This is a genomic window from Xanthobacter sp. 126 (assembly GCF_000526175.1).
GTDB classification, from domain to species: Bacteria; Pseudomonadota; Alphaproteobacteria; order Rhizobiales; family Xanthobacteraceae; genus Xanthobacter; species Xanthobacter aminoxidans.
The window spans coordinates 2,467,224-2,491,642 of the sequence record NZ_JAFO01000001.1 but is presented as its reverse complement, the minus strand read 5'-3'; the positions used below and the strand labels follow the sequence as shown (position 1 = coordinate 2,491,642).

At 69.3% G+C, this 24,419-nt stretch carries 25 protein-coding genes; 14 read left to right on the top strand and 11 right to left on the bottom strand.

The window, feature by feature from the left end; genetic code table 11:
- Positions 1-56 precede the first annotated feature (56 nt).
- The 6 genes from XAN126_RS0111875 to XAN126_RS26285 all read left to right on the top strand — a co-directional run bounded on the left by XAN126_RS0111875 (position 57) and on the right by XAN126_RS26285 (position 4,372).
- The gene (locus XAN126_RS0111875; protein WP_155982295.1) at positions 57-299 is read left to right on the top strand and encodes a hypothetical protein; all 243 of its coding nucleotides are present in this window, start codon (positions 57-59) and stop codon (positions 297-299) included.
- 6 nt (positions 300-305) lie between these two features.
- Positions 306-1,004 carry a phosphoribosylformylglycinamidine synthase subunit PurQ gene (purQ, locus tag XAN126_RS0111870; RefSeq protein WP_024278811.1) on the top strand — a complete coding sequence of 233 codons (699 nt, stop codon included), beginning with the start codon at positions 306-308 and terminating at the stop codon, positions 1,002-1,004.
- Positions 1,005-1,041: 37 nt separating this feature from the next.
- Entirely contained in the window at positions 1,042-3,249 is a 2,208-nt protein-coding gene (gene purL / locus XAN126_RS0111865; RefSeq protein ID WP_024278810.1) for a phosphoribosylformylglycinamidine synthase subunit PurL, read from the top strand.
- Positions 3,250-3,280: 31 nt separating this feature from the next.
- Positions 3,281-3,517, top strand: a complete 237-nt coding sequence (locus XAN126_RS0111860; protein WP_024278809.1) for a BolA family transcriptional regulator — start codon at positions 3,281-3,283, stop codon at positions 3,515-3,517.
- A gap of 158 nt (positions 3,518-3,675) precedes the next feature.
- Entirely contained in the window at positions 3,676-4,014 is a 339-nt protein-coding gene (gene grxD, locus XAN126_RS0111855; protein WP_024278808.1) for a Grx4 family monothiol glutaredoxin, read from the top strand.
- A 100-nt stretch (positions 4,015-4,114) separates the two neighbouring features.
- Positions 4,115-4,372, top strand: a complete 258-nt coding sequence (locus XAN126_RS26285; protein ID WP_051460593.1) for a hypothetical protein — start codon at positions 4,115-4,117, stop codon at positions 4,370-4,372.
- A 58-nt stretch (positions 4,373-4,430) separates the two neighbouring features.
- Here XAN126_RS26285 and folD read toward each other — a convergent pair whose 3' ends face one another.
- From folD to XAN126_RS0111820, 6 genes are all read right to left on the bottom strand, one after another.
- Positions 4,431-5,306, bottom strand: a complete 876-nt coding sequence (gene folD / locus XAN126_RS0111845; protein WP_024278806.1) for a bifunctional methylenetetrahydrofolate dehydrogenase/methenyltetrahydrofolate cyclohydrolase FolD — start codon at positions 5,304-5,306, stop codon at positions 4,431-4,433.
- Between the two features lie 197 nt (positions 5,307-5,503).
- Complete coding sequence (locus tag XAN126_RS0111840; protein WP_024278805.1) at positions 5,504-7,711, bottom strand: EAL domain-containing protein; 2,208 nt, start codon at positions 7,709-7,711, stop codon at positions 5,504-5,506.
- 357 nt (positions 7,712-8,068) lie between these two features.
- Positions 8,069-8,416 (bottom strand): STAS domain-containing protein, encoded by a 348-nt coding sequence (locus tag XAN126_RS0111835; RefSeq protein WP_024278804.1) that lies wholly within the window; start codon positions 8,414-8,416, stop codon positions 8,069-8,071.
- A 142-nt stretch (positions 8,417-8,558) separates the two neighbouring features.
- Complete coding sequence (locus XAN126_RS0111830) at positions 8,559-9,629, bottom strand: hypothetical protein (protein ID WP_024278803.1); 1,071 nt, start codon at positions 9,627-9,629, stop codon at positions 8,559-8,561.
- A 153-nt stretch (positions 9,630-9,782) separates the two neighbouring features.
- The gene (locus tag XAN126_RS0111825) at positions 9,783-10,010 is read right to left on the bottom strand and encodes a zinc ribbon domain-containing protein (RefSeq protein WP_024278802.1); all 228 of its coding nucleotides are present in this window, start codon (positions 10,008-10,010) and stop codon (positions 9,783-9,785) included.
- A gap of 172 nt (positions 10,011-10,182) precedes the next feature.
- Positions 10,183-11,001 carry an indole-3-glycerol-phosphate synthase gene (locus XAN126_RS0111820; RefSeq protein WP_024278801.1) on the bottom strand — a complete coding sequence of 273 codons (819 nt, stop codon included), beginning with the start codon at positions 10,999-11,001 and terminating at the stop codon, positions 10,183-10,185.
- 231 nt (positions 11,002-11,232) lie between these two features.
- Between XAN126_RS0111820 and XAN126_RS0111815 the strand changes: the two genes are divergently transcribed.
- The 3 genes from XAN126_RS0111815 (at position 11,233) to XAN126_RS0111805 (ending at position 12,733) form a co-directional block, all read left to right on the top strand.
- Positions 11,233-11,565, top strand: coding sequence for a Rieske 2Fe-2S domain-containing protein (locus tag XAN126_RS0111815; RefSeq protein ID WP_024278800.1), 333 nt, complete (start codon positions 11,233-11,235; stop codon positions 11,563-11,565).
- A gap of 85 nt (positions 11,566-11,650) precedes the next feature.
- Positions 11,651-12,358 carry an SDR family NAD(P)-dependent oxidoreductase gene (locus XAN126_RS0111810; protein WP_024278799.1) on the top strand — a complete coding sequence of 236 codons (708 nt, stop codon included), beginning with the start codon at positions 11,651-11,653 and terminating at the stop codon, positions 12,356-12,358.
- An 87-nt stretch (positions 12,359-12,445) separates the two neighbouring features.
- Positions 12,446-12,733, top strand: a complete 288-nt coding sequence (locus XAN126_RS0111805) for a helix-turn-helix transcriptional regulator (protein ID WP_155982294.1) — start codon at positions 12,446-12,448, stop codon at positions 12,731-12,733.
- A 227-nt stretch (positions 12,734-12,960) separates the two neighbouring features.
- On the opposite strand, the gene XAN126_RS0111795 is transcribed toward XAN126_RS0111805, so the two are convergent.
- From XAN126_RS0111795 to XAN126_RS0111785, 3 genes are read right to left on the bottom strand one after another with little or no spacing between them, the layout of a single operon-like run.
- Positions 12,961-13,626: an O-methyltransferase gene (locus XAN126_RS0111795; protein ID WP_024278797.1), complete on the bottom strand. Its 666-nt coding sequence runs from the start codon at positions 13,624-13,626 to the stop codon at positions 12,961-12,963.
- 60 nt (positions 13,627-13,686) lie between these two features.
- Positions 13,687-14,118, bottom strand: a complete 432-nt coding sequence (locus XAN126_RS0111790; RefSeq protein WP_024278796.1) for a DUF6163 family protein — start codon at positions 14,116-14,118, stop codon at positions 13,687-13,689.
- The gene (locus XAN126_RS0111785; protein WP_024278795.1) at positions 14,115-15,185 is read right to left on the bottom strand and encodes an enoyl-CoA hydratase/isomerase family protein; all 1,071 of its coding nucleotides are present in this window, start codon (positions 15,183-15,185) and stop codon (positions 14,115-14,117) included. The genes XAN126_RS0111790 and XAN126_RS0111785 overlap by 4 nt, the downstream gene beginning before the upstream one ends.
- Before the next feature lie 236 nt (positions 15,186-15,421).
- Between XAN126_RS0111785 and hemB the strand changes: the two genes are divergently transcribed.
- A complete protein-coding gene (gene hemB / locus XAN126_RS0111780; protein ID WP_024278794.1) occupies positions 15,422-16,468 on the top strand; it encodes a porphobilinogen synthase in 1,047 nt (348 codons plus the stop codon).
- A gap of 22 nt (positions 16,469-16,490) precedes the next feature.
- Positions 16,491-17,759, top strand: a complete 1,269-nt coding sequence (locus XAN126_RS0111775; RefSeq protein WP_024278793.1) for a threonine ammonia-lyase — start codon at positions 16,491-16,493, stop codon at positions 17,757-17,759.
- A 162-nt stretch (positions 17,760-17,921) separates the two neighbouring features.
- On the opposite strand, the gene purB is transcribed toward XAN126_RS0111775, so the two are convergent.
- Complete coding sequence (purB, locus tag XAN126_RS0111770; RefSeq protein ID WP_024278792.1) at positions 17,922-19,229, bottom strand: adenylosuccinate lyase; 1,308 nt, start codon at positions 19,227-19,229, stop codon at positions 17,922-17,924.
- Positions 19,230-19,303: 74 nt separating this feature from the next.
- Positions 19,304-20,272: a hypothetical protein gene (locus XAN126_RS0111765; RefSeq protein ID WP_024278791.1), complete on the bottom strand. Its 969-nt coding sequence runs from the start codon at positions 20,270-20,272 to the stop codon at positions 19,304-19,306.
- A 493-nt stretch (positions 20,273-20,765) separates the two neighbouring features.
- Here XAN126_RS0111765 and rnr point away from each other — a divergent pair, with 493 nt between their 5' ends.
- The 3 genes from rnr to XAN126_RS0111750 all read left to right on the top strand — a co-directional run bounded on the left by rnr (position 20,766) and on the right by XAN126_RS0111750 (position 24,413).
- The gene (gene rnr, locus XAN126_RS0111760) at positions 20,766-23,069 is read left to right on the top strand and encodes a ribonuclease R (protein ID WP_029877083.1); all 2,304 of its coding nucleotides are present in this window, start codon (positions 20,766-20,768) and stop codon (positions 23,067-23,069) included.
- Between the two features lie 64 nt (positions 23,070-23,133).
- Complete coding sequence (locus XAN126_RS26280) at positions 23,134-23,673, top strand: DUF983 domain-containing protein (RefSeq protein WP_024278789.1); 540 nt, start codon at positions 23,134-23,136, stop codon at positions 23,671-23,673.
- Between the two features lie 5 nt (positions 23,674-23,678).
- Complete coding sequence (locus XAN126_RS0111750; protein ID WP_024278788.1) at positions 23,679-24,413, top strand: NUDIX hydrolase; 735 nt, start codon at positions 23,679-23,681, stop codon at positions 24,411-24,413.
- Positions 24,414-24,419: the final 6 nt, after the last annotated feature.

Here is a 24,419-nt window from a genome sequence, read left to right as displayed (position 1 = left end):
GAAGGATGTTATAGTCTGGCGGCCGCTTCAGGGAGCAAGGCCGCCGAGAGGGCATGATGGCCGAGATCACCAACGAGCTTCTCATCGAGGTTCCGAAGTCGATCCCGCAGGGCGCGGCCCTCGGCGCGCGGGTCCTTGAGGCTCGCGAAGGGCTTGAGGCTCGCGAAGAGGTGATCGCCCGGTGCGATCCCCGACAGGCCTTCGGGCAGGACATGAACACCATATACGGCATGCACGCGGGCCGTGACGCGCGGCTCGCTCGCATCGAACGCAGGCTCGGCCTCGTCGGCATCCACTGAGAGATCATGAAACCAGCCGTCATCCTCTTCCCCGGCTCCAATCGTGAGCAGGACGCCGTGCGCGCGCTGCGGCTCGTCTCCGGCGCCAAGCCCCAGGTGGTCTGGCACGCCGAGCACGAGCTGCCCAAGGGCACCGACCTCGTGGTCCTGCCCGGTGGCTTCTCCTATGGCGACTACCTGCGCTGCGGCGCCATCGCCGCGCGGGCGAACATCATGGAGGCCGTGCGCGCCCATGCCGCCCGCGGCGGCCTGGTGCTCGGCATCTGCAACGGCTTCCAGATCCTGTGCGAGGCGGGCCTCCTGCCCGGCGTGCTGGTGCGCAACGCCCGCCTGCGCTTCGTCTGCCGCGAGGTGCTGCTGCGCGTGGAGCGGGCCGACACGCCCTTCACCAAGGCCTATCGCAAGGGCGAGCTGATCCGCATCCCGGTGGCCCACGGCGAAGGCAATTATACCGCCGATGAGGCCACCATCGCCCGCATCGAGGGCGAGGGCCGCGTCGCCTTCCGTTATGCCCGGCCGGACAGCCGGATCGACGAGACGGACGGCCCCAACGGCGCCATCAACGGGATCGCCGGCATCTATTCCGAGAAGTTCAACGTGCTCGGCATGATGCCCCACCCGGAAAACTACATCGAGCCGGAGATCGGCCCCACCGACGGACGCGGCCTCTTCGAGAGCCTCGCCGGCGCCCTCAAGGCGGCGTGAGCCGCGGCCTCAATTCGGATCGACGCCCGTGAACCTCATTCCCAATACCCCCCGCATCACGCCGGAACTCGTCGCCGAGCACGGCCTGAAGCCGGAGGAGTACGATCACTTCGTGAAGCTGATCGGCCGTGAGCCGTCGATTACGGAGCTCGGCATCGTCTCCGCCATGTGGAACGAGCACTGCTCGTACAAGTCCTCCAAGGTCTGGCTGCGCACCCTGCCCACCACTGGCAAGCGCGTCATCCAGGGTCCGGGCGAGAATGCCGGCGTGGTGGACATCGGCGACGGCCTTGCCGTCGTGTTCAAGATGGAGAGCCACAACCACCCCTCCTTCATCGAGCCCTATCAGGGCGCGGGAACGGGCGTGGGCGGCATCCTGCGCGACGTGTTCACCATGGGCGCGCGGCCCATCGCGGCGCTCAATGCCTTGCGCTTCGGCGACTGCCACAATCTGAAGACCCGCCGCCTGCTGGCCGGCGTGGTGGCCGGCATCGGCGGCTATGGCAATTCCTTCGGCGTGCCCACGGTGGGCGGCTCGGTAGGCTTCCACAAGCGCTACAACGGCAACATCCTCGTCAACGCCATGGCCGTGGGCCTCGCGAAGACGGACGAGATCTTCTACGCGGCGGCCACCGGCGTTGGCCGGGCCATCGTCTATCTCGGCTCCAAGACCGGCCGCGACGGCATCCACGGCGCCACCATGGCCTCGGCCGAGTTCGGCGCCGACGCCGAGGAGAAGCGCCCGACCGTGCAGGTGGGCGACCCCTTCGCCGAGAAGCTGCTGCTGGAGGCCTGCCTTGAGATCATGCAGGCGGGCTGCGTGGTGGCGATCCAGGACATGGGCGCCGCCGGCCTCACCTGTTCCGCCGTCGAGATGGGCGCCAAGGGCGACCTCGGCGTGGAGCTGAACCTCGACGCCGTGCCCTGCCGCGAAACCGGCATGACCGCCTACGAGATGATGCTGTCGGAGAGCCAGGAGCGCATGCTCATGGTGATCGCCGACGGCAAGGAGGCGGAGGCCGAGGCCATCTTCAAGAAGTGGGGCCTCGACTTCGCCATCGTCGGCCACACCACCGACACCCTGCGCTTCGTGGTGAAGCACAAGGGCCTCGTGGAAGCCGACCTCCCCATCAAGGAGCTGGGCGACGAGGCGCCGGAATACCGCCGTCCCTACGAGGAGCCGGCCCCGCGCCCCGAGATCCTGCCTTCTGACGTGCGCACCACCGCCTCGGTGGCGGACGCGCTGGAGCGGCTCATCGCCTCGCCGGACCTGTGCTCCAAGCGCTGGGTGTGGGAGCAGTACGACCACCTCATCCTCGGCAACACCGTGCAGCGCCCGGGCGGCGACGCCGCGGTGGTGCGCGTGAATGACGGGCCGAAGGCCCTCGCCATGACCACCGACGTGACGCCCCGCTATTGCGAGGCCGGCCCCTTCGAAGGCGGCAAGCAGGCGGTGGCCGAGGCGTGGCGCAACCTGACCGCCGTGGGCGCGACCCCCATCGCGGTGACGGACAATTTGAACTTCGGCAATCCCGAAAAGCCGGAGATCATGGGCCAGTTCGTGGCCTGCGTGAAAGGCATCGGCGCGGCCTGCGAGGCGCTGGACTTCCCGGTCGTCTCCGGCAACGTCAGCCTCTACAACGAGACCAACGGCAAGGCGATCCTGCCCACCCCGACCATCGGCGGCGTCGGCCTGATCGAGGATCTCGACCAGACCATGACCTTGAACTTCAAGGCGGCGGGCGAGCCGGTGCTGCTCATCGGCAAGACCAAGGGCTGGCTGGGCGCCTCCGCTTTCCTCGCCACCGTGTGCGAGCGCGAGGAAGGGGCCCCGCCCCCGGTGGACCTCATCGCCGAGAAGCGCAACGGCGACTTCGTGCGCAACCTCATCCGCGACGGCGTCGCCACCGCCGTGCATGACGTCTCGGACGGCGGCCTCCTGGTCGCGTTGGCCGAGATGGCCATGGCCAGCGGCATCGGCGTCTCGCTGGAAGACGCCCCGGACGGCGTGGACCCCTATGCGTGGTGGTTCGGCGAGGATCAGGCGCGCTACGTGGTCACGGTCGCGTCCGGCCAGAGCGCCGAGGTGATCCACAAGGCGGAGATGGCCGGCGTGCCGATCATGAAGATCGGCAAGACCGGCGGCGACCGCTTGATCGTTCCGGACGACCGCTCGATAGTCGTGGAATCGCTGAAGGATCGGCACGAGACGTGGCTGCCCATCTATATGGGTGCCTCGTCCTGACGCTTTCGTGCACAGCAAGGACGTTTCGACCATGCCCATGAATGCCCGCGACATCGAGCAGCTCATCAAGGATGCGCTGCCCGACGCGACCGTGGTGATCGAGGATCTGGCCGGGGATGGCGACCACTACGCCGCCCGCATCGTCTCGGCCTCGTTCCGCGGCAAGAGCCGGGTGCAGCAGCACCAGATGGTCTATGCCGCCCTCAAGGGGAACATGGGCGGCGTGCTGCACGCGCTCGCCCTGCAGACCTCCGCGCCCGCCGAATAGGCGGGCCTCCGCGCCTCGCGTGCGCCGCACCATTGCGGCGTCCCAACACGCGCCTGTGCAAGCGTGTCGCCCCCGGTGCCCTTGCGCTTTGGGCCGCTTGGGCCGATCTTCATCGGCGGAAGGCCGCTGTTCTGGCCGCAGACATTGGATTTGAGACCATGGGCATTCGTGACGATATCGACGCCATCGTGAAGTCCGGCGATGTGGTGCTGTTCATGAAGGGCACGCCGCAGTTCCCGCAGTGCGGCTTCTCCGGCCAGGTGGTGCAGATTCTCGACCACGTGGGCGTCCCCTTCAAGGGCGTGAACGTGCTCGAGAACGACATGATCCGCCAGGGCATCAAGGACTACGCCAACTGGCCGACCATTCCCCAGCTCTACATCAAGGGCGAGTTCGTGGGCGGCTGCGACATCGTCCGCGAGATGTTCCAGTCGGGCGAGCTGATCCCCCTGCTGGAAGAGAAGGGCGTCGCCATCCGCGACCGCGCCATCGGCTGATTCTGGCCGCGTGAGCGCACCGCCATCGGCACCTGAGGCGGCCTTGCCGCCCACCCCACTCCCGCCGCCGCAAGCGGCGGGCTGGGGGCTCAAGGTCGCCATGGCCTTCGGACTGCTGGCGGATGCCGGCGTGGTCATCCTGCTCATCGCCATTTCCGGCTTCGTCTTCGGCGGGCCGGAAGGTGCGCGTGGCGAGATTCACGCCGTGATGGGATGGGCCGGCGCGGTGGCGACCTTCGTCGTTCCGCCAGCGCTCGGTCTCTGGTTCTGGCGGCGCGGCCGGCCCGACGTGGGCGTTGCGCTCGCATGGCTTCCGCCGCTGGCGGCACTCGCCGCCTTGGCCTTCGGGCTGCTCTAAATCACCTTGCCCGGCCAAAAGCCGGCGGCACGACGCCGCCGGCTTTTGCTTGTGACGCTCAGGCGAGGCCCTTCTGCCGCTTGGCCGCCGTCAGCGTGTTCTGCAGCAGGCAGGCGATGGTCATGGGCCCGACGCCGCCCGGAACCGGCGTGATGAGGCCGGCAATGCCCTGCGCTTCCCCATAGGCGACGTCGCCCACGAGGCGGGTCTTGCCGTCTTCCTTCGGCACCCGGTTGATGCCCACGTCGATCACGGTCGCGCCGGGCTTGATCCAGTCACCTCGCACCATTTCCGGCCGACCCACGGCCGCCACCAGGATGTCCGCCGTGCGGCATTCGCCCGGCAGGTCGCGGGTGCGGGAATGGGCGATGGTGACGGTGCAGTCTTCCTTCAGCAGCAGCTGCGCCGCAGGCTTGCCGACGATGTTGGAGCGGCCGACCACCACCGCCTTGAGGCCGGACAGGCTGCCGAGGTGGTGCTTGAGCAGCATGATGCAGCCGAGCGGCGTGCAGGGCACCAGCGCGTCAAGGCCCACCGCGAGGCGGCCGGCATTCACCACATGGAAGCCGTCCACGTCCTTGGCGGGATCGATGGCGGCGATGACCTTGTTGGCGTCGATCTGCGCCGGCAGAGGGAGCTGGACGAGGATGCCATGCACGGCAGGATCGGCGTTCAGCTTCGCCACCAAGGCGAGAACGTCCGCCTCGGGGGTGTCGACCGGCAGCTTGTGCTCGAACGAGGCCATGCCGGCCTCGGCCGTCTGGGCCGCCTTGTTGCGCACATAGACCTGGCTGGCCGGGTCCTCGCCCACCAGCACCACGGCGAGGCCGGGGATGAGGCCGGCGCTGGCCTTGAGCGCGGACACCTCCTCGGCGATGCGGGCGCGCAGTCCGGCGGCGAAGGCCTTTCCGTCGATTGGCTTGGTCTCGATCACGAAGCACTCCCCGGAATCATCGGGAGCCCGGCCTCGGCGGCGCCGGCTCCGCTCGCTGTGCGCAATTCCTGTCCTTGTCGGCAGGCGGGGCGGCTGAGGCAAGGCCAAAAGCATGCCGGAACGCCGCAGCTGTGGTGCTTACAGCGCGCATATGTTTCTTGTAAAGAAAATTGTCTTATCTCACGGAAAGGCCCGTCCTACCCCGCGCCGCCCGCCTTGGCCCGCAACATCCCGTCCGGCAGCGCCTCATCCTGCCGGCGCAGCATGTCGATGGCGGCGGCAATGGGCAGCGGCGGGGCGAACAGGTAGCCTTGCGCGGTCGGCATCCCGATCTCGCGCAGGAAGCGCAGCTGCTCCCGCGTCTCCACCCCTTCCGCCGTCACGTTGATGCGCAGCGACTGGGCGAGCTTGAGCTTGTGCTCGATCACCGCCGCGACGTCCGGATCGCTGCAGGCTTTCAGCATGAAGGAGCGGTCGATCTTGATGCGGGTGACGGGAAAGCGGCTGACATGGTGCAGGGAGGCATAGCCGGTGCCGTAATCGTCGAGCGCGACGCCGACCCCTTGCTCCCGCAGCGCCTCGAACGTGCGGCTCAGCTCCGCCGAGCTGTTGAGGACGATGGTTTCCGGCACCTCGATCTCCAGCCGTGCGGGATCGAAGTGCGTCTCCTTGAGGATGGCGCCGACCTGCTGGGCGAAATCCGCCGACCGCATGGTGGAGGGCGCGATGTTGACCGAGATGGACATGCCCGGCAGCGCCGCGGCCTCCATGCAGGCGCGGCGCAGGCCATACAGGTCGAGCCCGCCGATGATGTGCATCTCCTCGGCCATGGCGATGAACTGGGCCGGCAGCAGGCGGCCGAGCTTGGGGTGGTCCCACCGCAGCAGGGTCTCGAAGCCGACCACGCGCCCGCTCGCCACGTCCACCTGCGGCTGGTAGGTGATGACCAGCTCGCCCCGCTCCAGCGCCCCGCCGAGGGCGGTCTCGATCTCGCGGCGGGCGTTGCGCTCGCTCTCGAGCTGGGTCTCGAAGCGGCAGAGGGTATCGCCGCCGCTGTCCTTGGCCCGATAGAGGGCGATGTCCGCCCGACGCATGAGATCGCTGGCCGTGGCGGCATCCTGCGGCGCCTCGGCGACGCCGATGGAGGCGGAGACGCGCAGTTCGCCGGCCCCATCCGGCACCGGAGCCTTCAGCGCCGCCTGAAGGCGATCGAGCAGCGCGTCGATCTCGCCCGCGTTCGCGGCCGGAAAGAACGCGACGAACTCATCCCCGCCGAACCGCCCCACCACGCCGCGATCGCCCATGGTCAGGGCAACGCGGGTCGCCACCGCCTTCAGCAGCAAATCGCCGGCGCCGTGGCCGGCGGTGTCGTTGATGAGCTTGAAGTCGTCGAGGTCAATGAACAGCAGCACCAGCCGCGCGTCGGGGGCGCGGCCGGCAAGGGCGGATTCCAGCGCCTCGATGAAATAGCCGCGGTTGAAGAGGCCGGTGAGGTAGTCGCGGGAGGCCATCTCGCGGGCCTGCGCCTCGCTCGCGGCCAGCGCCGCGGCGACCCGCAGCGCGCGGAACATCATAACGAGGAAGGTCACGGAGAGCAGCGTGGTGAGCACCGCGAGCGCCGGCAGGGCATTGCGCAGCAGGCTCCGGCCGGGCTGTGCGCCGCGCCAGGCCAGTTCCGCCTCGGTGCCGTCGAAGAGATTGGGGATCGCCGTGCCGACGCGGTCGGGATGGTTGGTGGCGGTACGGCCGGTGCGCAGCTGCACGTCGTGCAGATGGGCGGGCGCGGCGAGGCTTTGCAGCAGCGAATCGTCCAGCAGGTCCACCGTCACCGCCGCCAGCGGTTGCGGGGCCTTGATGTCGTCCGCGCGCTCCGAGAAGGGGCGCACCACGAGGATGCCCGCGCCGTCCTTGCTGGCGACGAGGCCCGCGCGGCCGGCGCGGCCCTCCGCCAGCGCCCGCGTGATGGCCGGGCGGATCCACGCAAAGGCCTTCTGCTCCCCCGTCTTCCCGTTCTCGGACGAATAGAGCAGGTTCCCCTTGGCATCGATGATGTAGACGAATTCCAGCCCGAACCCGTCGTTCAGCCGCCGCCCGAAGCGCTCGTGCAGGTGCGCGATGTCGCCGCTGGCGAGCTGGCCGAGCACCTGCCGCTCGTCCTCCGAGGTCGCCATGGCCTGCTGGATGAGTTCCTCGTGGGCGTGGAGCGCGGCGAGCAGCGCCAGCCGCTCGCGCATCCCCGCCTTCTCGTCCTGCTTCATGCCGGCATAGACGAAGACGCCCACGAGCCCGGCCACCAGGAGCGCGAGCGCGCCGAGCCCGGCCAGGAGCGAACGGTGGACGTGACGGCCGGACGGGCGAGAAATGGCGATGCCTCCCTGGAACGCGGTCCAGAAACGTTGCTCCACCGCAGAGCCGCAGATGGCGCCGCTCGGCAGAAAATGCGGCGGTGTCTGCCGGATTTATCTCTATGTCCGATAGATTTGCACCTTGCGCAAGGTCGTTTCGACCTTCTCCAATCTGCGCAGCCGACCGGCGAGCGAGCAACCATCAGGGCTCAACCAGGGGGACGTCATTCCGTTGCGGCGCCACGAATACTGGCACCCCCCAGCCAGCGGGACGGCCTTGCCCGTCAGGCATTCACCTTGCAGTGCAGCACCTTGCACTGCACGCACCGGGCACCGGCGGCACAAAGCAAGGCCGCCCGGCTGATGATGTCTCAGCCGGGCGGCGAAGTATTCCCCAAGGTTAAGCCCCGGCGGCGCTCAACCGGCCGCGGGCACCAGGAAGCGGTCGGCATCGGCGCGGGTGGCGACGATCTCGGTGAGTTCGTTGACACCTGTCGTGAGCAGCACGCGCTCCACCTGCGGATCGCAGTTGAACAGCACCAGCGTGCCGCCGCGCTTGTGCAGCGACTTGGCGTTGGCGAGGATCAGCCGGATGCCGATGGAGGCGAGGAAGGTCACGCCCGCCATGTCCACCAGGGCCACATGGGCGTGGCTCACCAGGGCGCTGAAGGTGTTCTCGATTTCCGCGGCGCCGGCGATGTCCATGCGGCCGGCGAGGGAAACGAGGATCTGCCCGGAATCGAGCGGAGTGGATTCGAGTTTCATGGCGGTCCGCCGTGGTTCGCTGGGCCGTGCACCCGGAACCAATGCGGTTCCGGGTTATCCGGCTCCTCTTCCCACCCTGTCTTTACAGTTTTGTGACAGCGGCCCGGACCGGCTTCCCGCCCCGGCGGCGTCTGCCGCGCGGTCAGCCGAGGGCGGCAAGTCGGGCGTCCAGCGCCTCCCCTTCGGGCAGGTCCGACACCGCTTCCACGGCGAGGCCACCCGCCGCGAGATGGCGCACCATGAGGAAGAAGCGGTCGGCGCGGCCTTCGCTCCTGGCGAGCGTGTCCACCCAGAGCCTGTCGAACGTGTCGAGCACCGGCCCCAGCGGCTCCACGGGAAGTTGCTGGCCGGAATAGCGCGGGAATTTGTTGGTCAGCTTCTTCCAGTCGTCCTTCAATCCGTCGCGCAACACGGGATCGGCCGTGAGGCGCGCATCGCGGCCGCCGCGCTCGTAGCTGGCGCGGGTTTCCATCAACGACAGCAGCAGCGCATTCGCCCGGCTCCGCAGCAGCGGCCGGAGCCGCTCCACGAACAGACGGCGCAACGAACCCACGTATTCGGCATCGGCGAGGCCGATCTCATGGATGACCACCCCCGGTCCCGGACCGAACCGGCCCGCGGCGGCTGCGAAGCGCTCCGCCGGCCAGTCCTCGGCGGGGCGGGACGTGAGCAGAAGGACGACGCCCCCCGGCAGCGCGGCAGCGGCCGGCAGGAGGGAGAGGGTGAGGTCGTCCGCCGCCTCGATCCCGTCGATGCACACGACGAGACGCTTCGCGCCCTGCCCCCCCGCCACGACGGCGAGCGCGGCGAGCCAGCCGGCAAAGGCCTCCGGGCTTTCGGACGCGCCCGAGGCCTCGGGCGCGGGCAGGCCGTGCTCGGCCTCGAAGGCGGCCTTCAGGGCCTCTACGAGCGCGGCGGGGCTGGCCTGTGCCGTGAGGCCGGCAGCGATGGCGCGGGCACCGCTGGAGATGGCGCTGTCGATCCCCTCCGCGCTGCCGTCCTTGCCCGTCCGGCGCGCGATGATGCCGCGCACGAACTGGGTCTTCCCGGCGCCGCCCGGCATGCGGAGCCAGTAGACGCCGCGATCGAAGCTCACGAGGAAGGAACGGAACGGCGTCCGCAGATGGGCCGGCGAGACGTAATCGCCGTCGCTATCGAGGGCGAGCGCGAACGGCGCTGCGGCGAACTTCTGGGCGGAAGGCTGCTGGGTCATAGGGGGCACCCGGGGCGAGAGCATGGACCGCCTCGCGGCCGCCCTCGATCCCGGCGGGTTTCGGCCAACGATCCAGATGGAGAAGCCTGAAGCATTTAACGTGCCCCGGGCCGCCTCTTCGGGATCGCCCGCCCGTCCTTCCGACCTCCGGCGTCAGCGCTTGGGGCCGCCGCCGCCGAAATTGCTGGTGTGGCCTTCCTTCGTCGCCTGCGCGCGCCACGCCTTGGCCACCGCCTTCAGCTTCTGGTCGGGCGCGATGCGCGACACCATCTGCTCCGCGCGGGTGCTGCCGCACGAGGGGCAGACGGGCGTGTCGGACGACGAGATGAGGAGTTCGAACTCCTTGTCGCAATCGGGACAATGGAAATTGTAGAGCGGCACGCCGAGCCTCCTGTCCTGTTCCGGGGGCACGTCCGCGCGTCCGGCGCAAGTCCTTGAAAGACCACGCGCAAGCCGCTGCCGACGTGCTGCGGCGCCGCGCTGCCGCCGTCGCCCGGAGCGCGCGCCGGTCTCTCCCAAGCAGGAAGCGGGCCAGATGGCGGAGAGGCGTCCGTCAGCCCACCGTCTCGATGCCGAGCACTTTCTCCAGCACTCCGGCGGGGTCTTCATCCCCCATCAGGGCGGTGCCCATCATCAGCGCCTTGGCGCCCGCCGCGCCGAGCCGCGCGCGATCCTCGGCGGTGCCGAGGCCACCTTCCGCCACCACGAACGCCTTCTCCGGCGGAATGACCGGGATCAGCGCCTCGCAGGTGCCCGGCACAAGCTCGAAGGTGTGGATGTTGCGGTTGGTGACGCAGATGAAATCCGCCCCCGCCGCAAGCGCCGCATCCACGTCCTGCGGGGTATGCACCTGAACCAGCACGTCGAGGGCGATGGAGGATGCGCGCTCGCGATAGGCGGCCAGGTCCGGCCCGAGCAGCGCCGCCGACAGCACCACCGCATCCGCCCCGGCGAGGCGCGCCTCCAGGATCTGGTAGACGTCGTAGATGATGTCCTGCGCAAGGATGGTGAGGTCCACAGCGCCGCGCACGGTGGCGAGGTCCGAATAGGAACCGCGGAAGGACTGCCGCTCCACCGCCACCGAAAGGGCCGCCGCGCCCACCGCCTCGAAATCCTCGGCCAGCGCCTTGTAGGGCACCATGGTCTTCAGCGCCGGCTCGAACGGTGATCCGCCCTTCAGCTCGCAGATGATGCCGGGCTTGCCGGTGGCCCGGAAGGCGGCGGCCATCGCGCCGTGGAAGCCGCGCGTCATGGGCATCTCGCCCACCTTGCCCTGGATCTGGCCCAGCGAGCGGCGGGCCTTGGCCTTGGCGAGCTGATCGCGGCGCTGGAGGAGGAACGGCTTCAGCCGGCTGTTTTCGGGCAGGATCATGAAAGAACGTCCAGAGGCAAAGGTGAAAGGCAAAGGGGCAGGCGAAAGGAGACAGGCACCCGAACGGAGCAAAACGCTCCCGATGAATAAGCACCTACAGCTTCACAGATTTCGCGCGCTTTGGCCATGCCGCTTTCGCACCGCGGCAGAGGCGGCCGCGCGGTTGGCTCTTTCCTCTTGCAGCGCAACGCGCGATGATCCGCTCATTCTTAGCCGATCGAGTTTTTGAAGATGTTCACACGCGTCTGCAAAGCGGAAACCGTTGCCGAAGGCGGCATGCGGCTGGTGATCGCCGACAGCCACCTCATCGTCCTCGCCTGGCCCGACAATGGGGAGATCCGCGCCTTTCAGGGCGTCTGTCCCCATTCGAACACGCCGCTCAACGAGGCCGAGTTCGACGGCACCGTCCTCACCTGCCCCCTCCATCACTGGACCTGGGACCTGAATTCCGGCGCCCCCGTCGAGCCGCAGGAAAGCGCGCTCGCGGAATATCCGGTGAAGGTGGAAGATGGCGTCGTCTATATCGACACGGAAGGCATAGAGCCCCTGTTCGCCGCGCCCTGAGAGCGCCGCAGCCCAGCCGCAATAATCAGTCGAGGCGCCGCGCCGGGTGCATTGCCGGGGTGCGGCCACAGCCGGAGTTCGACCCGTGACAGATGAGACCGCCGCCCAGACCGCCATCATCGTCGGCGCAGGCAAGGGGCTGTCCGCCTCCCTCGCCCGCCGGCTTGCCCGCGAGGGCTTCCGCATCGCCCTCGTGGCGCGCGACGTGGACAAGCTCGCCCCGCTCGTCGCCGAGACCGGCGCCCGCGCCTGGGCGGCCGATGCCCAGGATGCGGCCGCCATCGAGGGCGTGTTCGCCGAGGTGGAAAAAGCCTTCGGACCGCCCGACCTCGTGGTGTTCAATGCCGCCATGCGCTATCGCGGCCCGGTGGAAGTGCTGGACCCGGCGGACGTGATGGACGCCTATTCCGTCGGCGCCTTCGCCGGCTTCCTCACCGCGCAGGCGGCGGCGCGGCGGATGCTGGCGCGGGGCAAGGGCTCGCTCTTCTTCACCGGCGCCACCGCCAGCGTGAAGGCCATGCCCCATTCGGTGCCCTTCTCCATGGCCAAGTTCGCTTTGCGCGCGCTGGCGCAGGGCCTCGCCCGCGAACTCGGGCCGCGCGGCATCCATGTGGCCCACTTCATCCTCGACGGCGGCATCGCCTCGTCCTGGGCGACGGCGGGGGAGCCGGGGCCGGCGGACAAGTGGCTCGATCCCGACGCCATCGCCGAGACCTATCTTGCCGTCCACCGCCAGCACCGCTCGGCCTGGACCTGCGAGCTGGACCTGCGGCCCTGGGTGGAGAAGTTCTGAGGCGCCCGCGTTAAGCCTGCCGCCGCCCGTGCATTGTGGCGGGCGGGGCGGCGTGCCATCTTCCGGTCCCAACGACGGGAGGATTTCGTGCCGCAATCCATGGTCAACGGCCGCCAGATCAAGGCCGGCCGCGCCCTGCTCGGCTGGTCGCGCAAGGATCTGGCCGAGCGCACCGGCGTGACCGCCGACACCGTGAAAGTGGTGGAGCAGGATGCCGTCACGCTGGAAGCCCTCTCCTCCACGCGCACCCGCCTGTGTGCCACGCTGGAGGCCGAAGGCATCGCCTTCCTGAACGGCGGCAGCATGGGCGTGCAGATCATCCCCAGGGACGAAGGCATTCGCGCCCAGGACCTCAACGCCTCCAACGACGACTGACGAGCCCCATGATCCTGCACAAATTCGCCGCCCGCCACTGGATCATCGTGGCGATCATCCTCGTCATCGCAACGCTGGCATATCTCGGCAGCTGGTCGTAACGCCGCCGTGGTCCGGCTGGACCGGACCACCCATGGCGCCATTTGCACCAACCGCCGCAGGCTGAGCCCGGTGGAGGAATGGGCCCTCCGGTCAAGCCGGAGGGCGACGAGAAACGGCTCCCGCCCTCACCCCACCAGCAGCAACGCAAACCCATCATAGCCTTTGGCGCCGACGGTCTGCACCGCCGTGGCGGTGAGGCGGGGCTCTGCGCCCGCGATCTCGTAGGTGCGGCGGATGCCGATGACCGAGGCGTCCGTACTCGCCGCATCGAGCACCCGCCCGCAGCGCACCACGTTGTCGCAGACGATGAGCGTGCCCGGCCGCGACAGGCGCAGCGCCCAATCGAGATAGGCGGGATTGCTCGGCTTGTCGGCGTCGATGAAGATGAGGTCGAACGGCCCCGCCCCTTCCGCCTCCAGCACCGGCAGCGTCTCGATGGCCGGGGCGACCCGCAGGTCGATGCGGTCAGACAGTCCCGCGCCGGCGAAATTGGCGCTGGCGACCTCGGCATGGTGGGCGTCCGCCTCCAGCGTCACCACCATGCCGCCCTCGGGCAGCGCACGGGCGAGGAAGAGCGTGCTGTAGCCCCCCAGCGTGCCGATTTCGAGGATGCGCTTCGCGCCCATCATGCGGGCGAAGATGTGGAGCATCTGCCCCTGCGCCGCCGAGACGCTGATGGCGGGAAGGCCGGCGGCCTCCGACGCGGCCTGCACGGCGTCGAGCACCGGGTCCGCCGGCAGCAGCTTCTCGACGATGAAGCCGTCCATCTCGTTCCAGAGCGCTTCGTCCATTCCCGCCTCCGTCACAGCATTTGCCGGCGCAAGGAATACCGTTTGCGTGAAGGAAATGCGTCAGTCTTGGTCGCTCTCCCGCGCGGCGCGGATGGAGAGAACGGCATAGGCCACCACCAGCGCCAGCTCCACCAGCGTGAACAGCATCAGCCGCGTCATGCCGGCCGGCGCCCAGATGCCGAGCACCACCTGCGTCAGCGTCGCCAGGAGCCAGAGCACGATCGCCCAGCCGGCGCGCAGCCACAGGCCGACGCCGGCGATGGGATCGATGATCGCCGCCCAGATCACCGCCGCCTGCGCCGCCATGGGCATGGCCTCGAAGCGGCTCGCCGGCCCGTCGCCGATGCCGAGGATCACCGCCCAGTGGATGATGCCTTCCAGCAGCAGGAAGGCCGCGACGCCGCGCAGGAACAGGAACAGCCGCCGCCGCCAGGGCGAGAGATTTTCCCATTGGGCGCGGGCGCTGGCGTCGATGGGATCGTAATGACTCATGTGCCGGGGGCCAGAAGTTCCAGTTCGTCGGGTATGGGATCGAAATGCGCCGCGATGACGGCCGGGTCCACCTCCGCGAGGGTCGCCGGCTGCCATTGGGGCGCGTTGTCGCGATCGACGAGCACCGCGCGCACCCCTTCGTAGAAATCATGCCCGGCCGCGACGCGGTTCACCACCCGGAATTCCAGCTTCAGACATTCCCCAAGGTCGAGCGCCGGCCCGCGCCGCATCTGCTCCATGGTGATGGAGAGGCTGGTGGGCGACTTGCCGGCGATGTCGGTGAGGAGCGTGGTGGCGAACGCCGCATGGGGTCCCTCGCCCTCCGCCGCCGCCTGCAGCGCGCCGAGGATGCCGGCGAGATGGCCCCGCCCGAAGGCGTCGGCGATGAAGTCGGCGCGGTCGGCGAAGGCGCCGGGGCCGGGCTCGATGCGGTGATCGGAGATGATGCGCTCCACATCGCCGCCCGCGCACAGGGCCTCTTCCAGCGCCGGGAAGGCGGCGCTCGGCACCACGTCCGTCGCAAGACCGCAGGCGAAGGCCTCGGCGGCGCGGATGCGCGTGCCGGTCAGCGCCAGGAACACGCCGAAGGCACCGGGCAAGCGCGGCAGCACATGGGTTCCGCCCACATCCGGGAACAGGCCGATGTTCACCTCCGGCATGGCGAACAGGTATTTGTCGCCCGCTACCCGGTGCGCGCCATGGGCCGAGAGGCCGAAGCCGCCACCCATGCAGATGCCGTCGATGAGCGCCACATAGGGCTTGGGGAAGCTGCCGATATAGTCGTTGAGGACATATTCCTCGCGCCAGAAGGAGAGCGATTCGGCGGTGTTGCCGGCGCGGCCGAGGTCATAGAGCGTGCGCACGTCGCCGCCAGCGCAGAAGGCCTTCTCGCCCGCCGCCTTGATGACCACGCGGGTGACGGCCGGGTCCTGCGCCCATTGCCGCAGGCGCGGCAGGATCTCGCGCACCATGGAGAGGTTGAGCGCATTGAGCGCCTTCGGCCGGTTAAGGGTGATGACCCCGGCTTCGCCCTTCACCTCGAGCAGGACTTCAGGCTCCGTGGTCATTCATCCCTCCCTTGCCGCCGCTGAGCGGCGAACGCCCGCCGGCAGGGTTAGACGCGGCCGGAGGGAGCGTCAACGCAGGCCGGCGCACCGTGGCCGTGCGGCGGCGCACACGCTGAAGGCTTTCCCACGCTGAATTTGCCGTGACCCTCTGCCGCGCGCCACTCGCGGGCAGCAGGCCGGGGGTCTATAAGGTCCGCTCGGTGCCCGTTCGCGGGCGAACGAAGAACGAGCGCATCATGCCCCTCTCCCAGCCCCGCCTGCATGCCGTTTCCGAAGCCGAGGCCACCGCCAGCCGGCTCGGCCTCGTCCACCGCCCCCGGCGGAACCGGAAGACGGACTGGGCGCGCCGGCTGGTGCGCGAGGCGACGCTGACGGTCGACGATTTGATCTGGCCGATCTTCGTGATGAACGGCCAGGCCACCCGCACCCCCATTCCCTCCATGCCCGGCGTCGAGCGCCTGACGGTGGACGAGGCGGTGCGCGCGGCCGAGATGGCGGCCAAGCTGAAGATCCCGGCCCTCGCCATCTTCCCCTATATCGACCCCTCCCGCCGCGACCCCACCGGCAGCGAGGCGCTGAACGACAACAACCTCGTCTGCCAGACGCTGCGCGCCATCAAGGCCGAGATTCCCAACCTCGGCCTTATCACCGACGTGGCCCTCGACCCCTTCACCAGCCACGGCCATGATGGTCTGCTGGAGGATGGCCGCATCCTCAATGACGAGACGGTGGAACTGCTCGTCCGTCAGGCGCTGGTGCAGGCCGAAGCCGGGGCGGACGTCATCGCCCCCTCGGACATGATGGACGGCCGCGTCGGCGCCATCCGCGCCGGGCTCGACGCCAACGGCTTCGAGGACGTGCAGATCATGTCCTATGCGGCGAAGTACGCCTCCGCCTTCTACGGCCCGTTCCGCGACGCCATCGGCACCGCCAAGACCCTCTCGGGCGACAAGCGCACCTACCAGATGGACCCCGGCAACGGGCTGGAAGCCATCCGCGAGGCGGCCCTCGATGTCGAGGAAGGCGCGGACATGCTGATGGTGAAGCCCGGCCTGCCCTATCTCGACATCGTGTGGCGGCTGAAGGAGACCTTCGGCCTGCCGACCTTCGCCTATCAGGTGTCCGGCGAGTACGCGATGATCGAGGGCGCCATCCGCAACGGCTGGGTGGACGGCGATCGCATCGTCCCGGAGAGCCTGCTCGCCTTCAAGCGCGCCGGCGCCGACGGCATCCTCACCTATTTCGCGCCGCGCGTGGCGCAGGCTTTGGCCGAACGGGGCTGAGGCCCCTCGCGGGAGAAGACTTATGACCGTGCCCGCGACGGCGCTGGAAATCGACCGGGAAAAGGATCTGCCCGTCACGCTGGCGGACGTGGAGGGCGCGTGGCCGCTGGTCCGCGCCTCCGTGCTGCGCACGCCGACCCTGCGCGCCCCGCGCCTCTCCGCCTTCACCGGCGCCGAGGTCTATGTGAAGTACGAGAACCTTCAAGCCACCGCCTCCTTCAAGGAGCGCGGCGCGCTGGTGAAGCTCTCGCGCCTCACGCCGGAGGAAGCGCGGCGCGGGGCCGTCGCCATGTCCGCCGGAAACCATGCGCAGGCGGTGGCCTATCACGGCACGCGGCTCGGTATCTCCACCCTCATCGTGATGCCGGAGACGACGCCGCAGGTGAAGGTGGCCGCCACCGAGGCCTTTGGCGCCGAGGTGGTGCTGTTCGGCGAGACGGTGGCCGACGCCTATGAGGAGGCCGAGCGCATCTCCAAGGCGCAGGGCCGCGTCTTCGTCCACCCCTATGACGATGTGGACGTGATCGCCGGCCAGGGCTCGGTGGCGCTGGAGATGATCGAGGACGGGCCGGCGTTCGACGCCGTGCTGGTGCCCATCGGCGGCGGCGGGCTCATCGCCGGCATGGCCGTGGCCTTCGCCGGCCGCTCCCCGCAGACGCAGGTGGTTGGCGTCGAGACCCAGCTTTATCCCGCCATGTGGACCGCCATGACCGGCGAGGCCCGCCCCTGCGGCGGGCCGACGCTGGCCGAGGGTATCGCCGTGCGCAATGTGGGCGAGATCACCGCGCAGATCGTGCGGCGCCTCGTGCCCCATGTGGTGCTGGTGGACGAGACGGCGCTGGAGCGGGCGGTGAACGCCTTCCTCATGCACCAGAAGACCCTCGCCGAGGGCGCCGGCGCCGCGGGCCTCGCCGCCCTTATCGCCGAGCCGGAGCGCTTCCGGGGCAAGACGGTGGGGCTCGTCGTCTCCGGCGGCAACATCGACCCGCGCATGATCGCCGGCATCCTGCTGCGCGAGCTGGAGCGGGAAGAGCGCATCGTCTCCTTCCGCCTCACCATCCTCGACCGGCCGGGCATGCTGGGGCGCATCGCCACCCTGCTCGGCAAGCTCGGCGCCAACATCCTGGAAGTCCACCACCGCCGCACCTTCCTCGACGTCCCCGCCAAGGGCACCCGCCTCGACCTCACGGTGGAGACGCGCGACCAGGCCCACGCGGAGCTGATCCAGAAGGCGCTGGAAGGTGAAGGGCTGCCGGTGCAACGGCTGGGGGCCGGCGGGGCGGACTGGTAGGGGCCTTAGCGCCACCTCACTGCCGTCGCCCTCCGGCTCGACCGGAGGGCCCATCCCTTCGCCGGGACAAGCCGCCGATGGCCGGGGCGAAAGGCGAGATGGGTGGTCCGGTCAAGCCGGACCACGACGGTGGTTTTGTTTTATGGGGTGCGCAGAAGAGCCTCAAGCCCGGCCGAACACCCGCTTGAAGATGTTGTCCACGTTCTTGAAGTGGTAGCCGAGGTCGAACTTCTCGTTGATGTCCTCTTCGGACAGATACTTGCGCACGTCCGCGTCTTCCAGAAGGAAGGTGCGGAAGTCGCCCTCGCCGCGCCAGACACGCATGGCGTTGCGCTGCACGAGGCGATAGCTGTCCTCGCGGCTGGCGCCCTTCTGAGTCAGCGCCAACAGCACGCGCTGGGAGTGGATGAGGCCACCCAGCTTGTCCATATTCTTCTGCATGTTGTCGGTGTGGACGACGAGCTTGTCCATCACCCCGGTGAGGCGCGACAAGGCGAAGTCCAGCGTCACGGTGGAATCGGGGCCGATCATGCGCTCGACGGAGGAATGGGAGATGTCCCGCTCGTGCCACAGGGCCACATTCTCCAGCGCCGGGGTCACATAGGCGCGCACCATGCGGGCAAGGCCGGTGAGGTTCTCGGTGAGCACCGGGTTGCGCTTGTGGGGCATGGCCGAGGAGCCCTTCTGCTCGGGGGAGAAATACTCCTCCGCCTCCAGCACCTCGGTACGCTGGAGATGCCGCACCTCGGTGGCGAGGCGCTCCACCGAGGAGGCGACCACGCCGAGCACGGCGAAGAACATGGCGTGCCGGTCGCGCGGGATGACCTGGGTGGAGACGGTCTCCACCCTCAGCCCCATCTTCTCCGCCACATGGGCCTCAACTGCCGGATCGATATGGGCGAAGGTGCCCACCGCGCCGGAGATGGCACAGGTGGCGATCTCCTCCCGCGCCGCCACGAGGCGGGCGCGCGAGCGCTGGAACTCGGCCGCGGCGATGGCAAGCTTCACGCCGAAGGTGGTGGGCTCGGCATGGATGCCGTGGGAGCGGCCCACCGTGGGCGTCAGCTTGAACTCGAACGCCCGGCGCTCCAGCACGGCGAGCAGCTTGTCCACGTCGGCGATGAGCAGGTCGGCGGCCCGGGCGAGCTGCACGGCGAGGCAGGTGTCCAGCACGTCGGACGAGGTCATGCCCTGATGGACGAAGCGCGCCTCCGGCCCCACGAACTCGGCGAGGTGGGTGAGGAAGGCGATGACGTCGTGCTTCACCTCGCGCTCGATGGCGTCGATGCGCTCCACGTCGAACTCGGCCTTGCCGCCCAGCTCCCAGATCTTGGCCGCGGCCTCCTTGGGGACGATGCCAAGCTCGGCCATGGCGTCGGCGGCATGGGCCTCGATCTCGAACCAGATGCGGAAGCGGGCCTCGGGGGACCAGATGGAGGCCATTTCCGGCCGGCTGTAACGCGGGATCATGGTTCGACGCTCGTCAAAATGTCAGGCAGGCGGCTCGTCTAGCAGATGACGGCGGCCGGGGGTAGCGGCGCGGCTCACGCCTTGCGGCGGCCGGCGGCGCTGACGCGCCGCGCCAGCGGCAGCATCACCACGGGCAGGAGGTAGATGGGGAATTGTGCTGCCGCTACGTAAAGCCACGTTTCGTGGGGCAGAACCGCGCCGGTGGCGGCGATCACCACCGCCATGTTGCGATGGCCGCCGCAGAAGCCGAGCATCATCGCATCCCCGGGATCGACGGCGCGGAAGACGAGCGCAGTCGCGCCGAAGCCCAGCAGCGAGACGAAGAAGGCCAAAGCGACCAGCCCCGCCATGAAGCCGGGCTGGTCGAGGAAGGCATGGGTCACCCCGTCCATCAACCCGACGGCGAGGAGGCCCAGCAGCACCACGTTCAGCCCGTCGAGATGGGCGGAGATGGCCTCCACGCGCTTGAGACCCAGCAGCCGGCGGATGAGGAGGCCCGCCCCAATGGTGCCGCCCACCACAGCAGCGAGCCGCAGGGCCAGCGCCAGCGGATCGAGCGCCAGCGCGCCACCGGAGAAGTGGAACACCAGCCCCGGCGCGGTCAGTGGCGTCAGCGCCATGCCGCCCAGCATGGTCACGAGCACCAGCCGCGCATCGAGGCCGAGCAGCGCCGCAAAGGCGGGGGCGGACATGATGGGCGGGGCCGAGGCCTGCATGATGAGGGCGAGCACGATGGCGTTGGGCTCGCCCAGAAGCCGCGTGATGAGCCCCATCGCCAGCGGCAGCACCAGCATGACCCAGGCGCACGCCAGCCCTGCGATGCCCGCACGCCGCACGGTGAAGGCTCCCGCCATGGAGGTGCGCACGAAGGCCAGCACCAGCAGCGCGAGGATGGTGGGCACCACCAGCGGCTTGGCCAGCGCCGCGAACGGCGGGAGGGCGAGCCCGATGAACACGCTCGCCGCCACCGCCGGCGCGCTCCGCCGGCCAAGCCAGGCCAGAAGGCGCGTCGGGGCGAGCGCGGGCAGGAAGCCGGGGCTCATGGGCGGGATCTTGTGCAGGAAAGGGGCATCGAATGGGCCTCGGTCGCTTCTAGCCCCTGCCGGTATCTAATGGAAGGCGCGGACGTGTCACCATGGTGATGGACGAGAACCGGCGGGCTCCCGCTCCCCCCGTCCCGCCGCCGAGAATGGCCCAACCAGCCCCCTCACCCCTGGCCCCTCTCCCGCGAGGGGAGAGGGGAGGAATGGCGGCCAGCACTGCGCGTGTCCCTGCTACGCCCGGCGCCAAGAGAAACCCGGCTCTGGCGGCCGGGGCGTGTTCCGGGTAGCGTCCACGGGAAACCGGAAACACCCCTTGCCGAAGCGCCCGACCAAGCCGCCCACCCGCACCCACGCCAGCAAGGACGGCCGCGCCGCCAAGCCATCCCACGCGGAGAGGCCAGCACGCGCGACGAAATCCCGTGCCGCGCGCAAGCAGGCCGCTGCGGCCCATGAGGCTGCGGCGCTCGCCGTTGCGCCGCTGGCCACCGGCGAGATGCCGACCAAGGCGCAGGTGCTGGCCTTCATCGCCTCGCAGAACGGCGAGGTGGGCAAGCGCGAGATCGCCCGTGCCTTCGGGCTCTCGGCGGCGCAGAAGGTGGAACTGAAGCAGCTTCTGCGCGACCTTTCGGAAGAAGGCACGGTGAGCCGCGAGCGCAGGCGCCTCCATGTGCCCGGCGCGCTGCCGGCGGTGGTGCTGGCGGATATCGTCTCCCGCGACGGCGACGGCGAGCTGGTGGCCATTCCGGTGGAATGGGACTCGGAGGCCCAGGGCGAGGCGCCGCCCATTCTCGTTCAGGTGCCGCGCCGCGCCTCCGGCCCCGCGCCGGGACTGTCGGACCGGGTACTGCTGCGCATCGTCGAAGGCTCCATCGAGCATGCGGTTCCCCATGTGGGCCGCGTCATCAAGGTGCTGGAGAAGGCCCGCAAGCAGACCATGGGCATCTTCCGCGCGGCCCCGCAGGGCGGCGGCGGGCGCATCATCCCCATCGACAAGAAGCAGCTCGGCCGCGAGCTTCAGGTGCCCCCCGGCGCCGAGCATGAGGCGCAGGACGGCGATCTCGTCACCGTCGAATTGATGCGCCAGCGCGTGTTCGGCCTGCCCACCGCGCGGGTGAAGGAAAAGCTCGGCTCGCTGAACTCCGAGAAGGCGGTGAGTCTCATCGCCATCCACGCCCACGGCATCCCCAACGCCTTCCCGGACGTGGTGGTGAAGGAGGCCGAGGCAGCGAAGCAGATCACCGTGCGCGGCCGCGAGGACTGGCGCGACCTGCCCCTCGTCACCATCGATCCGCCCGACGCCAAGGACCATGACGACGCGGTCCACGCGGCGCCGGACGAGGACGGCGGCTATATCGTCACCGTCGCCATCGCCGACGTCTCGGCCTATGTGCGCCCAGGCACGGCGCTGGACCGCGAGGCGCTCATTCGCGGCAATTCGGTCTATTTCCCCGATCGCGTCGTGCCCATGCTGCCGGAGCGCATCTCCAACGACCTGTGCTCCCTGCGCCCCAGCGAGGACCGGCCGGCGCTGGCGGTGCGGCTGGTCATCGGCGCGGATGGGCGCAAGCGCAGCCACAGCTTTCACCGCATCCTCATGCGCTCGGCCGGCAAGCTCGCCTATGCGCAGGCGCAGAACGCCATCGAGGGCCGCACCGACGACATCACCGATCCGCTGGTGGAGAGCGTGCTCAGGCCGCTCTATGCGGCCTATGCCTGTGTGAAGAAGGCGCGCGACGCCCGCCAGCCCCTCGATCTCGATCTGCCCGAGCGCAAGATCATCCTCAAGCCGGACGGCACGGTGGACCGGGTGGTGGTGCCCGAGCGCCTCGATGCTCACCGGCTCATCGAGGAGTTCATGATCCTCGCCAACGTCGCCGCCGCCGAGACGCTGGAGGAGAAGAAGACTCCCCTCATCTACCGCGTCCATGACGGCCCGACGCTGGCGAAGCTCTCGGCCCTGCGCGACTTCCTGAAGACGCTGGACATCGGCCTGCCCAAGACGGACCAGGTCCGCCCCTCCCACTTCAACCGCATCCTGGAAGAGGTGAAGGACACCGACGCCGCCCCGCTGGTGAACCAGGTGATCCTGCGCAGCCAGAGCCAGGCGGAGTACGCCTCGGAGAATTACGGCCATTTCGGCCTGAATCTCCGCCGCTACGCGCATTTCACCTCGCCCATCCGCCGCTATGCGGACCTCATCGTCCATCGCGGCCTCGTGCGGGCGCTGGGTGTGGGCAAGGACGGGCTGCCGGAATACGCGACCGTCGAGAGCCTCGGCGAGGTGGCGGCGGCTATTTCCGTTACGGAACGTCGCGCCATGGCGGCGGAGCGGGAGACGGTGGACCGGCTCATCGCCCATCATCTGGCGGACCAGATCGGCGCGACCTTCAACGCCCGCATCACCGGGGCGACCAAGGCGGGACTCTTCGTCGCGCTCGACATCACCGGGGCGGACGGCTTCATTCCCGCCTCAACCCTGGGCCAGGACTATTACCGGTACGACGAAGTGCGGCAGGCGCTGGTGGGAGACCGTACCGGCGAGATGCACCGCATCGGCGACCGGGTGGAGGTCAAGCTGGTGGAGGCCGCGCCGGTGGCCGGAGCGTTGCGGTTTGAGCTTCTGAGCGAAGGCTCCTATGTAAAGGGGCCGCGCGGGGGTGGCCCCCAGCGCCGCGGCGCGCCCTCCGGGTTCGCGGGCCGGCCGGGGAGATCCGCGCCGGGCCGTGCGAAAGCGGGCAAGGCAGGTTCCGGAAAGGCCGGCCCTGGCAAGGCCAAGCCGGGACCCGGCAGGCGCTGAGGCGTCCGGCCGATAAAACGTTGGAGAAGCGCGCTCCTCAGGGGCGACCGAGAGGTTCAGGACCGTGACCACGCCGACCGGCATGACCGTGACCCAGAAGCTGGCGACGCCCGAAGAGGCGGCGGCCGGCGAGGCCGCGGGTGCGCCCGGCGGCGCGTTCGAGCTTCCCCCGCCCCGCCGCGAGGTGCCCGGCGCCCTGATGCGCGGCGCGCGCGGCCTGTGCCCCGCCTGCGGCGCCGGCCGCATGTTTTCCAGCTACCTGAAGGTCTCGCCCTTCTGCGCCACCTGCGGCGAGGAGTTGTACCACCACCGCGCCGACGACGCGCCGCCCTATGCGGTGATCTTCGTGGTGGGCCACATCGTGGTGCCGTTGATGGTGCTGGTGGAGGAATTGTACCGGCCGGAGCTGTGGGTGCACCTCTCCCTCTGGCTGCCGCTGACGCTGGTGCTTTGCCTCGCCCTGCTACCGCCGCTGAAGGGCATGCTGGTGAACCTGCAATGGGCGCTGCGCATGCACGGCTTCGATTCCGGCAGTGAGGAACGGGAGGCGCCCCCCGAGGGTGCCGTCCGCCCCGTCATCCGTGCCGTCCGTCCGATACTCTGAGCATCATGAACGATTTTGCCACCCGCCTGACCGAAGCCGAGCGCCTTCAGGCTTCTCCCAACGTGCGCCCGCGCGACGCCGCCACCCTCATCCTGCTCGACAGCAAGGGCAAGAAGCCCCGCGTGCTGATGGGCCGGCGGCATCCCAAGCTCAAGTTCCTGCCGGGCGTCTACGTGTTTCCCGGCGGCCGGCTGGAGAAGTCCGACAAGGCCATGCCGGTCTATGGCTGCCTCGATCCGGACAGTGAACGCCGGCTGATGGCCCATGTGCAGCGCCCGAGCCTCGGCCGCGCGCGCGGCCTTGCCGCCGCCGCCATCCGCGAGATGTACGAGGAGACCGGCCTGCTCGTCGGCACCAAGGAGTGCGGCGCCCCCGAATCCCCCGGTGACGACTGGCGCGCGTTCGAGGAGCGCGGGGTGTTCCCCGATCTCGGCGCCCTCACCTTCGTGGCCCGCGCCATCACCCCGCCCCGCCGCCCCCGGCGCTTTGACACCCGCTTCTTCATCGCCGACGCCACGGCCGTCTGCGACGAGGTGAAGGGGCTGGTGGGCGAGGAGTCCGAACTCATCGACCTTGCATGGCTGACCTTCGCGGAGACGGAGAAGCAGGAGCTTCCCACCATCACCCGCGTGGTGCTTGAGGAACTGGCCGCCCGCATCGATGCCGGCTTCGGCCCGCGCCTGCCGGTGCCCTCCTACGCCATGGTCCGCGGACGCTTCGTCCGCACCCTCCTGGATTGAAGCCGA

What these genes read in the sequence shown, in the direction of transcription:
- XAN126_RS0111875 (WP_155982295.1), top strand. Translation starts at nt 57, where the DNA reads ATGGCCGAGATCACCAACGAGCTTCTCATCGAGGTTCCGAAGTCGATC.
- purQ (WP_024278811.1), top strand. Translation starts at nt 306, where the DNA reads ATGAAACCAGCCGTCATCCTCTTCCCCGGCTCCAATCGTGAGCAGGAC.
- XAN126_RS0111860 (WP_024278809.1), top strand. Translation starts at nt 3,281, where the DNA reads ATGCCCATGAATGCCCGCGACATCGAGCAGCTCATCAAGGATGCGCTG.
- grxD (WP_024278808.1), top strand. Translation starts at nt 3,676, where the DNA reads ATGGGCATTCGTGACGATATCGACGCCATCGTGAAGTCCGGCGATGTG.
- XAN126_RS26285 (WP_051460593.1), top strand. Translation starts at nt 4,115, where the DNA reads ATGGCCTTCGGACTGCTGGCGGATGCCGGCGTGGTCATCCTGCTCATC.
- XAN126_RS0111835 (WP_024278804.1), bottom strand. Translation starts at nt 8,416, where the DNA reads ATGAAACTCGAATCCACTCCGCTCGATTCCGGGCAGATCCTCGTTTCC.
- XAN126_RS0111830 (WP_024278803.1), bottom strand. Translation starts at nt 9,629, where the DNA reads ATGACCCAGCAGCCTTCCGCCCAGAAGTTCGCCGCAGCGCCGTTCGCG.
- XAN126_RS0111820 (WP_024278801.1), bottom strand. Translation starts at nt 11,001, where the DNA reads ATGATCCTGCCCGAAAACAGCCGGCTGAAGCCGTTCCTCCTCCAGCGC.
- XAN126_RS0111815 (WP_024278800.1), top strand. Translation starts at nt 11,233, where the DNA reads ATGTTCACACGCGTCTGCAAAGCGGAAACCGTTGCCGAAGGCGGCATG.
- XAN126_RS0111795 (WP_024278797.1), bottom strand. Translation starts at nt 13,626, where the DNA reads ATGGACGAAGCGCTCTGGAACGAGATGGACGGCTTCATCGTCGAGAAG.
- XAN126_RS0111790 (WP_024278796.1), bottom strand. Translation starts at nt 14,118, where the DNA reads ATGAGTCATTACGATCCCATCGACGCCAGCGCCCGCGCCCAATGGGAA.
- XAN126_RS0111785 (WP_024278795.1), bottom strand. Translation starts at nt 15,185, where the DNA reads ATGACCACGGAGCCTGAAGTCCTGCTCGAGGTGAAGGGCGAAGCCGGG.
- hemB (WP_024278794.1), top strand. Translation starts at nt 15,422, where the DNA reads ATGCCCCTCTCCCAGCCCCGCCTGCATGCCGTTTCCGAAGCCGAGGCC.
- XAN126_RS0111775 (WP_024278793.1), top strand. Translation starts at nt 16,491, where the DNA reads ATGACCGTGCCCGCGACGGCGCTGGAAATCGACCGGGAAAAGGATCTG.
- purB (WP_024278792.1), bottom strand. Translation starts at nt 19,229, where the DNA reads ATGATCCCGCGTTACAGCCGGCCGGAAATGGCCTCCATCTGGTCCCCC.
- XAN126_RS0111765 (WP_024278791.1), bottom strand. Translation starts at nt 20,272, where the DNA reads ATGAGCCCCGGCTTCCTGCCCGCGCTCGCCCCGACGCGCCTTCTGGCC.
- rnr (WP_029877083.1), top strand. Translation starts at nt 20,766, where the DNA reads ATGCCGACCAAGGCGCAGGTGCTGGCCTTCATCGCCTCGCAGAACGGC.
- XAN126_RS0111750 (WP_024278788.1), top strand. Translation starts at nt 23,679, where the DNA reads ATGAACGATTTTGCCACCCGCCTGACCGAAGCCGAGCGCCTTCAGGCT.